We start from the raw sequence: 11,824 nt of genomic DNA on the forward strand, positions 1-11,824 counted from the left end.
GAACAATGAAACTCTATTCCTGGAACGTCAATGGCATTCGAGCCGTAGAAAAAAAAGGATTCACCGATTGGGTTATTGAGACCCAGCCCGATGTACTCGGCCTGCAAGAGGTCAAGGCTGATGAAAGTCAGCTCAGCGATGGTCTTTTAAACCTGGAAGGCTACAAAAGTTTCTTCCATTCGGCTGAGCGCAAGGGATACAGCGGCACCGCCGTCTATTACAAGCGTGAACCCCTGTCCATTACCACGGGACTGTCCGACCCTCAATTCAACAGTGAAGGCCGGACCATTATTATGGAATACCCGGAATTTACCTTCTATAATATCTATTTTCCCAATGGCCAGAAAGATGAAGAACGCCTTCAGTTTAAGATGGATTTTTATGAATGCTTCCTTAAGGATGTGAACGCCTTGGTGGCCCAGGGGAAACGGGTCATCGTCTGTGGTGATGTCAATACCGCCCATCGGGAAATCGATCTAAAGAATCCCAAGTCCAACGCCAAGCGATCGGGCTTTCTCCCCATGGAACGGGAATGGATGGATAAATTTTTTGAGGAAGGCTACATCGATACCTACCGTTACTTCCACCCGGATACAGTAAAATACTCCTGGTGGAGCTATCGCTTCAACGCCCGGGCCAACAACGCCGGCTGGCGCATCGATTATTTCTTTGCCTCAGAAAATGCCGCAGACCTGCTGGTGGATGCTGCCATCCATAATGAGGTCACCGGCTCCGACCACTGCCCGGTATCCCTGACCCTTTCCGTCTAAGAGTGGCACGACCCAAGCTAAGATAACCCAGGGCAGGGCGATGATAAAAATACGTGAACAGAGGAGCCCCTGCGGAATGGTATTTTGCCCTATTAGAGTATTAAGAAAGTTAACCTGACATACACCAGATCAAAACCGTAGGTTTTGCGCCCTGACGAATGAGGGGTTTCCCTTTATTCGTCAGCGCCTTGCGGTGCTATCCAAATCTTTGATTTGGGACATAGCACCCATGCAACGCTTGTCCAAGAGCCAAAGGCGATTGGCAACAAGCAACTGCTGGGTCCGTCGTGAATCTTTTTTATCATCGTCCTGACCGTTCTACTCTGTTTAATCAACGCTTCTAAGCGTAATACGCTTTATACCATGTCCAGAACTGGGAAAGCCCGTCCTTTAAACTTGTGGATGGCTTAAACCCAACATCCGCCATCAGATCCGTCACATCAGCGTAGGTCTGATACACGTCCCCGGGCTGCATGGGATAGAACGCCTTTTGGGCTTCTTTTCCGATGCAGTCCTCCAAAATCCCAATGAAATCCAGCAGCTTTTCCGGCTGGTTATTCCCTATATTGTACACCTTGTAACGGACATTGTTTTCATCCGCCTGGGGTGTATGGGGAATCAGCCGGATAATCCCTTCCACAATATCATCGATATAGGTAAAATCCCGGTACATATCCCCATGGTTAAAGACCTTAATGGGCTTATCCGCCAAGATATTCTGGGTAAAGGAGAAATACGCCATGTCCGGCCGGCCGTAGGGGCCGTAGACGGTAAAGAAGCGCAGCCCAGTGGCAGGGATATCGTAGAGCTTGCTGTAGCTGTAAGCTAACAGCTCATTGCTCTTCTTGGTGGCAGCGTACAAGCTCACCGGATGGTCCACGGGGTCCTCCGTGGAAAAGGGGATTTTTTTATTGGCCCCATAAACCGAGCTGGAGGAGGCGTAGATCAAGTGTTTAACAGGATAATGCCGACAGCATTCCAAAATATTGAAAAATCCAATAATATTACTATTGATATAGGCTTCGGGATTTTCGATGGAATACCGCACCCCCGCTTGGGCAGCCAGGTTAATAACAATGTCAAAGCCATAGGTTTTAAAGACGTCTTCCAATGCCGCCTTATCCCCAAGATCACCTTTGATAAAGGTAAAATTATCGTAAGGGGCCAGATTCTTTAACCGACTTTCCTTTAAACTCACTTCATAATAATCATTTAAATTATCGTAGCCGACGATGGTTTCCCCCTGATCAAGCAGCGCCTTACTTAAATGGTAGCCAATGAAGCCCGCCGCCCCGGTAATGAATATCAATCGTTTCTCTTGTGTCATTTTCTATTTTTCCTCCAATTCAACAATTTCTAATGCTTTTAGTATACCATATTATTTCTCTGCAAACCAAGGGGCTTCTAGTCATTGCTCCGGGGCATCCGTCCCATCCCATTATAAATCCGCCGAATTTGGCGGATGGCACTGGTGAAGTCTCCCTGGGGAAGGATAATGTCCGATTCCTCACCCTCTACCCCAAAGGTCAGGCTCCGGGTATAGCCATAATCTGCCTTCAGACGATCCACCATCGCCTGGGGCGTAGCCTGGGCATCCATAATTTTCAAAAGGCTCCGCCCCTCATACACATCATGGGTAACCCGATAGCACAAGCCTTCTTCCTGGGCAGAAAGCGATTCAATGAGGCGATCGATCTGCCTGGGTGTGTCCAGTACGCTGAAATAGAGGATTTCACAACCCTCGATTGGACACCCTTTAATATAATTACGCAGGGGGGACCGGCGTAAATCTTCATAAAATTCTTTCTGGATCTGATTTCTAAATTGATTGTAATAAATCAACAGCACCTTATCCACCATGGCATTGGTGAAAAAAGGGGTGCCTTTATCCGTTAAAAAGGACTGGACCCGCTTGGCCTGCTCCGGTTGGATAGAAAGGGTATAGAGGTAGCGCTTATCCTCAATATCGTAAAGAGCCGCTCCCCCCATGGCAATAACCGGCAGCTTTAGTTTTAAAATACTGAGATCCTCCACAATGCTGGCCGGCGGCTCCTGAGCCACCAAGGATAGGGGTGCTCCTTGAGCCACCAACTGGTTAAGGACCCTCTGGTGAAAGACATTGACCTGTCGATCACCCGTTTTAATAATGCCGTCGTAATCCACAATAAACAGGGCATCCTGACGTCTGTGGTAGGGCAGATGGGTATGGCTGACGACAAAAGCAACGCCAATCCCCAGGAAAGTATCCAGGATACGGAAGAAAATATAGTCTCCCACCGGCACCCCTCCCCTGGACATCACCGCAATGGCTAAATAGACCATACAGGCCAGGGCCGCCGTACTTTCCTTTTTCAGCAGCACCGCCAGGTAGATGGTGAGACAAATCATCCCCGCATTGAGGGCATCCAAAAAATAGGCCCCACCGCCCCATCCCAGTACTGCGGGTTTGACCAACAGCACCACAGCACCGGTAAAGGCCCCAATCAACGTCGCCACCACCCGTTTGATCGCATTATCCTTCTCATTCTCAGCATCGGGCTGAATGCAAATAATAGTGGCCACCAGGACGTAAAAGGGCGATCGCTCAAAAGCAAAGGCTGTAAAGATAATTTCGACAATAAAGACCGCAATGGTCGTTTTGATAATTCGCATGCCGATATGTGGTAGATGTGGCATTGGACCACCTCCTTCTCTCAATCACACATTCCTTTCCCCTGTATATAAAAGGGGATTGCAGGTATTTCTCCCCGCAATCCCCTTATTCTAATCCATTTGGTTTAAACTCTCATTATTTTGCAATAATTTCCCGATTTCCCAAAAAATGCTGGAGCTTCTTGGGCACGTTGATGGACCCATCTGCGTTCTGGCAGTTTTCCAGAATAGCCGCAAAAGTCCTTCCAACCGCCAGGCCTGAACCATTTAAGGTATGGACAAAGCGGGTCTTTTTGGTCATGGGGTCCCGGAAGCGGATATTCGCCCGCCGTGCCTGATAATCCTCAAAATTCGAGCAGGAGGATATTTCCACATAACGGTTGTAGCTGGGCATCCACACTTCGATGTCATAGGTCTTTGCTGAGGAAAATCCTAAGTCCCCAGTGCAAAGCTCCACCACCCGGTAAGGGATTTCTAATGCCTGGAGGATAGCTTCCGCATCGGCGGTTAAGCTTTCCAGCTCATCATAAGAATGATCCGGATGGGCAAATTTCACCATTTCCACTTTATCAAACTGATGGTTACGGATGAGTCCCCTGGTATCCCGTCCGGCAGAACCCGCCTCTTCCCGGAAGCAGGGCGTGTAGGCCGTGAATTTAATGGGAAGGTCCCCGGCATCTAAAATTTCATCCCGGTAGATATTGGTCACCGGAACTTCAGCGGTGGGCACCAGAAAGAAATCTTCCCGTTCTAAATGGAAAGCATCCTCTTCAAACTTCGGCAACTGTCCGGTTCCGGTCATACTGGCCCGATTCACCATAAAGGGAGGGGAAACCTCCGTATAGCCATGGTCCTCGGTGTGCATGTACAGCATGAAATTGATGATGGCCCGTTCCAGCTTAGCGCCCAGTCCTTTGAACATGGAAAAACGGGCTCCGGTAATTTTAGCGGCCCGCTCAAAGTCCAGGATATCTAAGTCTGTTCCTAAATCCCAATGGGCCTTGGGTTCAAAGTCAAATACCCGGGGTTCGCCCCACTTTCGAATTTCCTTGTTCTGACTATCATCTAATCCCACAGCTACCTCTGGGTTGGGCACATTCGGCAGATTGAGCAGCGCCTTACGGATCTCCCCATCAATGATGGCCAGTTGTTCATCATCAGCCTTAATTTTATCCGAGACTTCCTTCATTTCCTGGAAGAGCGGTGTGAGGTCCTTCCCTTCCATTTTCATCTTAGGGATTTCCTTGGAAACCGCGTTTTTCTGGGCTTTTAGCTCCTCAACGCGCCCCAGGATTTCCCGGCGCTTTTCATCCAATTCTAATACAGGTGCAACCGTGTATTCACCACCGCGGCTACAGAGGCCAGCAGTTACAGCTTCGGCATGATCACGAATCCGTTTGATATCTAGCATTTTTCTCTCCTCTAATCACTGTGAGTTCATTTATTTTTTCGATGTTTTTATCATATCACAAAGCCTTGTTTTGTTCCACCAAAAACTCCAGCTGAAGCATGATCCCTCTACCCTTTATGTATCAGAACATAATTTTTTTCCTTAAACCCCTTGATAGTGCTTCTAAATCTCTGTATAATACAGTCATAAACAGTAACTTATAAAGTTACAAATAAAGAATCGAGGTAAATTATTATGAAAGAAACAACTGGCACCAACTACAAAAACCCATTAACGGATGAACGTCAAGAAATCGGGACTGATGAACGTAAGAGTGGTAATTATGTGAATCCCCAGGCCAAGCTCCGTGACACTAAAAAAGATGAAGTTACTAAGAATACTTGTAAATGTGAAATGAACGAAACAGAATAAGCGTCCTCTCCTTTCCCCTTTAGACAGAAAAACCGGCGATCATTGCCGGTTTTTTTTGCCTTTTTAGTAAAGCAGCCTTTTAATGAAGATAACCTGAATACTTAATGAAAGCATATTTTTGCGGTGACGAATTGACAAATTTATTCTCCCTCAATATAATGAAACCGTAACATCCTATTATTCAATGTTACACACTAAGAAAGCGAGGTTGAAAGCCATGAAAGAAAAAGAAGGCGTGCTTTATGATAATCCCTTACTTGAAGAAGAGGAAGAAATCGGAACCGACGATCGCAAAAGTGGAAATTATGTCAATCCCCAAGCTAAGCTTCGGGAGACCAAAACTGAAGAAGTAACAAAGATTACAGAAGAAAGTGTATAATTTAAAAAGGACCATTGATATCCAAGGATATCAATGGTCCTTTTTGATGTTCTTAACCCATTGTCTGGGTGTGGGACGACCGCCGATTGAATTTTAAATCCTCGGGATGCATCTCACGCTCGATATCATGGAAGGCCTGGTAGAGGGCCTCTCCATCACTGTACATTTTAAGCTTGATCCAATAACGTCCCTGAAACAATTTGGCCCCATTGACCCGCAAATAAATACGGGAATTGGCCAAATCCCGGATGTGGAAACCCGTCAGTTCCCCCTTGGGATAACTATGCCGCCGCCCAAAGGCGTGGAATTCCCAGGCTGATCCGGTATCGATAATTTTCTGGGGATAAGCCAGCGCCACCAAGGTGTTAAACAGCGTATAAACTGCCACTACCAGCACCAGGGACAAGAGATCGAACCCCTTGTAAATGACGATATTATCGTACAGGGCAAAGACTGCCAAACATCCCATAAGCACCACATTGGGCAGGATTATTCCGGTGATGTATCGTTTTTTATCATAGGTATAGCTCGGCATGGCTTATCCTCCTTAACCGTTATTTTTTAAACAGCAGAAACGTCTTCCGATTCCATTTCCTTCCGAAGCTTGGCATTTTTCAAGATACGGCTACGGTTCCATAGGGCTAGTCCAAGGGCCAGAACCCCCAGAATAATGGCTCCAAAAATGCTCCCCACAAATTCCATCATCCGCACAATGGACCAGGTTAAAGGATTGGCACCATCACACAGAGAAGAAATAAGCTTAACCCCCTGGGGCATATCAAAGGCAGCCTGCATGGCAGCCTAGGTCTGCAGCGGTGCCAAATTTGTGGAGATCAGAAGACCTACGGTAATGATAATCAGACCAATGATAAAGGTTCTGAAGCCATTCCCCCGACAAATGGGCACGATAAATACCAACATGAAGGGAATAACTGCAAGGTCCGCAAAGGGCATAACCTGGTTACCAGGCAAAATAACTGCAAGTAATAATGTAATGGGGGTTAATAATAATGCTACAGAAAGAGTAACCGGGTGTCCTAAGGCTACAGCAGAGTTCAGACCGATGTAAATTTTATCCCGCTTCGAGAATTTTTTCTGGATGAATTCCTGGGCCGCATCGGACACCGGAATCAGTCCTTCCATCAGCAGGGCCGCCATTTTAGGAATGAGCACCAAACAGGCCCCCATGGTAATGGCCAGGGTCAGATAGGTCTTGTACTCTCCAAAGCCATAGGCCACCATCCCAACGACCAATCCAATGATGGTCCCCACCAGCAGTGGTTCCCCAAAGACGCCCATTTTGTTTTCCAACACCGTAGCATCAATATCAATTTTATTCACACCAGGAATAAAATCAATAATTTTATTCAGCACCCAAGCGATCGGGGCGAAGGCAGCACTGAAGCCATGGGGAATGGAAATCCCCGGCAGTCCGTTGTATTCCTCAAACATGGGGGCAGTCACATCTGCGATAACCATGACGATAATCATATTAATCACAGAGGCAAAGATTCCCCAACCAATGCTCCCGGTAAGAATCGCCACCAGGGAGCCTGTAAAGGCAAAACGCCAGAAATTCCAGATGTCGATATTCACCGTTTCCGTCGTGTTCGTCGCTAGCATCACAATGTTGAGCAACAAACACACCGGGATGATAAAGGCTCCAACCTGGGTTCCAAAGGCAATGGCAGCTGATGCCGGCCAGCCCACATCGATGACATTGAGCTGAAGGCCATAGGTATCCACCATGGCCTGGGTTGCCGGTCCAAGACTATCTCCTAAAAGACCGATAATCAGATTCAAACCAATAAATCCGACACCAACCATGAGTCCGGCCCGTAGGGATTCCCCAAATTTTGCACCTAAAACTAAGGCGAAGACTAAAATGATGATGGGCATCATAACGCTGGCGCCCAAACTGCTTAACGTATTAAAAAAATTAGCAATAAATTCCATGAAACCTCTCCTGTCCTATAATTACATCATGCCAATAAAAAACCATTCTTCCATTAAATCCCTAAAATATCCACAACCTCAGCCATACATTTATCAATACCCACCCCAGAAACAAAGGGCAGACCATTGATATAGGGTGTTTCAAAGTCGTGGTTCTTAAGGACCGTAGTGGAAACCACCAAATCATAATCTTTGGCTTTGGCTTTCATTTCTGCCACCTTGCACTGACCGATGGTGACCTGATCCGCCTTTCCCATTTTTTCCAGTGCACTGCCAATTTTCTTAACTGCCATGGTGGATGTGGCCACACCTGTGCCACAACAAACTAAAATCTTTTTCATAAAAATATCCTCCTTTGGATTTTTATATTTGAGAGAAAATCTCTAATACAGCTTCTTTATTCTTCGCTTGGCGAATCTGGCCCAACAGCTCGCTATTTTGGAAAATCTCCATCAGCTTCTGCAGGGTTTCAATGTGGCCATCCGGCTCATTGGTTGCAATCATAAAGATCATTTCCACCGGTACCGTGGCGGTATCATCCCCCAGGATGACGAAATCCACGGGCTTCTTTAAAATGGCGATCCCCAGTGCCTTATCGGCCACATGAATGGGATCTGCATGGGGGATAGCCACCCCAATGGTTTCGGTGGGGATTCCGGTGGCAAAGTTTTTTTCCCGCTCAAGCACCGCTTCGGTAAAGCTTGCCTTCCCGTAGCCCTGTTTCACAAAATCCTCGGCCATGGTCTTTAGGGCATCAAACTTATCCTCAGCCTCTAAATCCATATAAATCAGTGCTTCCTTTAACATTCCAATACTATTTTCCATTAACCTTGCCTCCTATTGTTCTGTCACAATTCTTAAAAATCGCAAATAATTCCTCTGGGTTTTCAGCATTCCGCAGGGCTTCAGCACGATCCGTCCCGTCAAAGAAATCATAAAATTCACCGATGGCTCCCAGGCATTGGGAATCCACTGCCATGAGCACCACCAACCACACCGGCCGTCCATCCCAATCCACCGGCTCCTTAAGCTTTAGGATGTTTAGCCCCGGCCGATTTACCGCCTCGGGCAGTCCATGGGGGATGGCAATGCCGTCCCGAAAATATGTACTGCTCAGATCCTCCCGTTCAAATACGGTATCCCTAAAAATCGGTGAGACCATTTCTGCTGCCTCCAGACCACTGACTAACTCCTGAATGGCGGCCTTTTTGGTTGACACCCTCTGGGCACAAGCTAGAAAACGGGTTTGCACTAAATCCTTTAGTCCCAGGGACTTTGGGGTTTCCCGCCACCTCTCTAGGCGTTTAGCACTCCCTCCGATAATGGCTCGAACCTTGGTCAAACCTTCCCCGCTGCTTAATTCATTAATATGGACGAAGGGAATACCTGGAACCTGAGGGTTGATGGACCCCACAATCCCCAGGACCTCGTTATTCCGTTTCAAATCCCGGATGGTATCTTCCAGCTGTTTATCAAAAAGGCCCATGGGCATAATCTTATACTGGGTGGCCTCATCCCCCAAAAGGCTCTCAAGGATATCCACAATACGAACCGCCCCACCGTGTCCGGTGATACACACCGTCAGTAGGATTTTCTGCCCTTTGCGTTGGGATTCTGGCTCCAGGGGATTTTTAGACATGGACAACAGCCCGTCAGCAATATCGTCTAAATTTGACTCTGGCAAAATGGCCCGACGCACTGCATCAATGGCCAATACCGTATCGGTCCGGGTAATGGTCCGAGTAGGGATTCCGGTTTTTTCAGTAATAATATCCCCAAAGGAAACCAGGGAACCCATATCCACCAGCAACAGTACCCCCTTCCCCATTTCAGCCTTTTGCACCAAAGCCTGGGTGCGTTCCAGGGCATGCTGGGGCTTTTCATCCAGGGCCATCTCCATGAATTTAGCGTGGTTCACCCCCAGCAGGCGGTTGGCCACAGCGGCCATTCCCTCGGCCACAGATCCATGGGAGGCCACAATAACCCCTACGCAGCCCTCCCGTTCCTCTTCAATCCCCTCGATAATCATCCGCAGGTACATGGTAATGAAGCCCGCCTCATCCTCTGGGAGAGAGACGCCCATTTCCCGCTCAATGATATCCGTAATCTCCAGGGACATCTGGAACTCCTTCACATATTCCTTCTTAATCTTTGCCAGTTGGGGATTAATCAGGGCTTTTCCGCCCCGTACCCGCTCAAAGGTGGCGCTGAGATGAGCTGCCAGAATATAATACAGACCTTCTAAATCCAGTCGATACTTCTTTTCAATATGCTGGATAACCTTATCCACAATTCCGAGGATTTCCAGGCCGAAAATATTGACCAGCTCTTCTTTACTGAGGCGCTTCTTTGAACCATCCACCCGTTTAACAAAGTGAATCAGCTTTTTCTCGATCTCGTTGCCCAGGATATAATTCACGATTTCCTGATTGTCATAGCGGCCATTCAGCTCACCGTAGCGCTCTTCAATAAAAGCATAGATTTCATCCGGCATAATATAGAGATTGCTTTTAATGGAGGAAATGGTCTGAGTGTACCCCGGGGTGATGATAATGGCCTCATGTCCTACAATTTGGTCCATTTCCTCCCGGTAGTACTTCATTTGCAGAAGCCCCCGTTTCGTCGGTGTGGACAAATCGTCCATGGTGAGCTCCATCTCTTCCCGTTCCCCCACGACCACATTCATAAATCCCCGGGCACAGGCCACCTGAATCTCGCTTTTCAACTGCCCCAGATTCCCTGGGCACTCAAAAAGTAAGAGCGACTTTAAGGCATCGTTGGAGACAATAATCGTCCGGCTGATACGCAGGGCCTCCTGTTGAACAAAGATCTTAATGATATCCAGCTTTTCCCGCATGGGTCGCTCTGCCAGAGCAGGCATGGCGATCACCATGGGGATCCGCCGTCTGAAGGTATCTAACAGGGTTAGCTCTGGATTTTCGGTAGTGGCCGCAATAATGGTCAGGCTGGCGCTCCGGTCACTACTGGTTTCCCCCAGTCGCCTGAATTTACCTTTATCGATGAGATAAAACAGCTGTTCCTGGCCCTCGGGGGGCAGTCGATGGACCTCATCCAAAAAGAGAATGCTGCGGTCGGCCTTTTCCACCAGACCTGGCTTATCCTGATTGGCTCCTGTAAAGGCGCCCTTTTTATAGCCGAAGATCTGGGACATGAGCAACTCTGGATTTTCCGCATAATCGGCACAGTTGAATACAATGAATTCCGCATCCTTATCCAAGTAGCCAATATCCCTGGAAAACCGAAACATCGCCGTTGCCAAATCACTTTTTCCTACTCCGGTTTCCCCCAGAATAAGGGTATGCAATCCCCGGGGCGGGTACATCATCGCAGCTTTAGCCTGTTTAATAATTGGCGCCAGACTGCGATCATGGCCTACAAAGGAGTCAAAAGCATCCGCCTTCTTTGGAGGCTCCTTTTTTTCCTTCAGCACCGTACCAGCCATGAGGTTTTTTTGATTTCGCCCACGGCATTGCGGGAGATGATAAAACCAGCCCCATTGAGCCGGGCCGTCAACCCTCGGTCCGAAAGGGTTTCAAAATCCGGCACCTGCTCTGTAATGTACTTTGACACAAAGCCTTTAAGCCGCTCCCGGGAATCCTCAATTCCCAAAGCTTTTCGTGACGTCGTAACCTTTTCGCGCCGGGTATTGAGCTTCTTTGCGATTTGTTCGTCTGTAAAAGGGCAATGCTGATCTTCCAATTCAATAATTGCCCGTAATTTTTCTTCCATTTTACACGCTCCTTAGAACAAGTGGTCGTAGTAGCATACCATACCCATACCCGCATTGCATTGATGGTTGACGTTTCACACCTTTATACTTAAGCAATTTCCGTGCCAACTTTTGGCAGAGTTTGTAATCCCCTATTTTAACCTACATTCCCGTCTTACATCACGAGGAACGACGATGTTGAAACGTCGAAACCCGCATAGAATAAGGAATAAACAGCACTTTGGACTTGAATTGAAGCTCGTTATGTGATATAATGAAAGAAACACGTAACGAGGTGACGGAGATGTCAATTGTCCATCAACACGATAAACGCAGTGGAATCACTTACGTCTATGAATCAACATCCTATTGGGATAAGGAAAAGAAGCAAGGGCGTTCGCATCGAAAGCTTATTGGCCGACTCGATCCTGAAACTGGTGAGGTGGTTGCGACCGATGGCCGTGGCAAACGCCGAGGACAGGCAAAGCAGATGGATGCACCACCACCAGCATCAA

General features: G+C 47.6%; 13 protein-coding genes and 1 pseudogene. 4 read left to right on the forward strand and 10 right to left on the reverse strand.

Annotated features, from left to right (window positions below):
• Positions 1 to 5 precede the first annotated feature (5 nt).
• Positions 6 to 770, forward strand: coding sequence for an exodeoxyribonuclease III (locus tag BLW33_RS06895; RefSeq protein ID WP_090306829.1), 765 nt, complete (start codon positions 6 to 8; stop codon positions 768 to 770).
• Between the two features lie 340 nt (positions 771 to 1,110).
• Here BLW33_RS06895 and BLW33_RS06900 read toward each other — a convergent pair whose 3' ends face one another.
• The 3 genes from BLW33_RS06900 to serS form a co-directional block, all read right to left on the reverse strand.
• Positions 1,111 to 2,097 carry an NAD-dependent epimerase gene (locus tag BLW33_RS06900; protein WP_090306830.1) on the reverse strand — a complete coding sequence of 329 codons (987 nt, stop codon included), beginning with the start codon at positions 2,095 to 2,097 and terminating at the stop codon, positions 1,111 to 1,113.
• Positions 2,098 to 2,174: 77 nt separating this feature from the next.
• The gene (locus BLW33_RS06905; protein ID WP_090306833.1) at positions 2,175 to 3,446 is read right to left on the reverse strand and encodes an FUSC family protein; all 1,272 of its coding nucleotides are present in this window, start codon (positions 3,444 to 3,446) and stop codon (positions 2,175 to 2,177) included.
• 112 nt (positions 3,447 to 3,558) lie between these two features.
• The gene (gene serS / locus BLW33_RS06910; RefSeq protein ID WP_090306835.1) at positions 3,559 to 4,833 is read right to left on the reverse strand and encodes a serine--tRNA ligase; all 1,275 of its coding nucleotides are present in this window, start codon (positions 4,831 to 4,833) and stop codon (positions 3,559 to 3,561) included.
• A 234-nt stretch (positions 4,834 to 5,067) separates the two neighbouring features.
• Here serS and BLW33_RS14090 point away from each other — a divergent pair, with 234 nt between their 5' ends.
• Together BLW33_RS14090 and BLW33_RS14095 are read left to right on the forward strand one after the other, a co-directional pair.
• Positions 5,068 to 5,244 carry a hypothetical protein gene (locus tag BLW33_RS14090; protein ID WP_176966656.1) on the forward strand — a complete coding sequence of 59 codons (177 nt, stop codon included), beginning with the start codon at positions 5,068 to 5,070 and terminating at the stop codon, positions 5,242 to 5,244.
• A gap of 217 nt (positions 5,245 to 5,461) precedes the next feature.
• Positions 5,462 to 5,623, forward strand: coding sequence for a hypothetical protein (locus BLW33_RS14095; RefSeq protein WP_176770888.1), 162 nt, complete (start codon positions 5,462 to 5,464; stop codon positions 5,621 to 5,623).
• 52 nt (positions 5,624 to 5,675) lie between these two features.
• Here BLW33_RS14095 and BLW33_RS06915 read toward each other — a convergent pair whose 3' ends face one another.
• Genes BLW33_RS06915 through BLW33_RS06940 form a run of 7 tightly spaced genes read right to left on the reverse strand, consistent with a single transcriptional unit; the run spans position 5,676 to position 11,329 of the window.
• Positions 5,676 to 6,158 (reverse strand): hypothetical protein, encoded by a 483-nt coding sequence (locus tag BLW33_RS06915; protein ID WP_090306838.1) that lies wholly within the window; start codon positions 6,156 to 6,158, stop codon positions 5,676 to 5,678.
• Between the two features lie 26 nt (positions 6,159 to 6,184).
• Complete coding sequence (locus BLW33_RS14510; RefSeq protein ID WP_341456147.1) at positions 6,185 to 6,418, reverse strand: hypothetical protein; 234 nt, start codon at positions 6,416 to 6,418, stop codon at positions 6,185 to 6,187.
• A gap of 6 nt (positions 6,419 to 6,424) precedes the next feature.
• Positions 6,425 to 7,579 (reverse strand): PTS galactitol transporter subunit IIC, encoded by a 1,155-nt coding sequence (locus tag BLW33_RS06920; RefSeq protein WP_341456148.1) that lies wholly within the window; start codon positions 7,577 to 7,579, stop codon positions 6,425 to 6,427.
• Positions 7,580 to 7,632: 53 nt separating this feature from the next.
• Complete coding sequence (locus BLW33_RS06925) at positions 7,633 to 7,920, reverse strand: PTS sugar transporter subunit IIB (protein WP_090246610.1); 288 nt, start codon at positions 7,918 to 7,920, stop codon at positions 7,633 to 7,635.
• 22 nt (positions 7,921 to 7,942) lie between these two features.
• Positions 7,943 to 8,404, reverse strand: coding sequence for a PTS sugar transporter subunit IIA (locus tag BLW33_RS06930; protein ID WP_090306841.1), 462 nt, complete (start codon positions 8,402 to 8,404; stop codon positions 7,943 to 7,945).
• Entirely contained in the window at positions 8,394 to 11,042 is a 2,649-nt protein-coding gene (locus tag BLW33_RS06935; protein WP_090306843.1) for a sigma 54-interacting transcriptional regulator, read from the reverse strand. Before BLW33_RS06935 ends, BLW33_RS06930 begins: the two co-directional genes overlap by 11 nt.
• The gene (locus BLW33_RS06940) at positions 11,024 to 11,329 is read right to left on the reverse strand and encodes a hypothetical protein (protein ID WP_090306846.1); all 306 of its coding nucleotides are present in this window, start codon (positions 11,327 to 11,329) and stop codon (positions 11,024 to 11,026) included. The genes BLW33_RS06935 and BLW33_RS06940 overlap by 19 nt, the downstream gene beginning before the upstream one ends.
• 254 nt (positions 11,330 to 11,583) lie before the next feature.
• On the opposite strand from BLW33_RS06940, the pseudogene BLW33_RS06945 reads away from it, so the two are divergent.
• Positions 11,584 to 11,824 (forward strand): annotated as a pseudogene (locus BLW33_RS06945) (hypothetical protein); the annotation flags it as partial.

The sequence above is a fragment of the Eubacterium aggregans genome (genome assembly GCF_900107815.1).
Lineage (GTDB): Bacteria > Bacillota > Clostridia > Eubacteriales > Eubacteriaceae > Eubacterium_O > Eubacterium_O aggregans.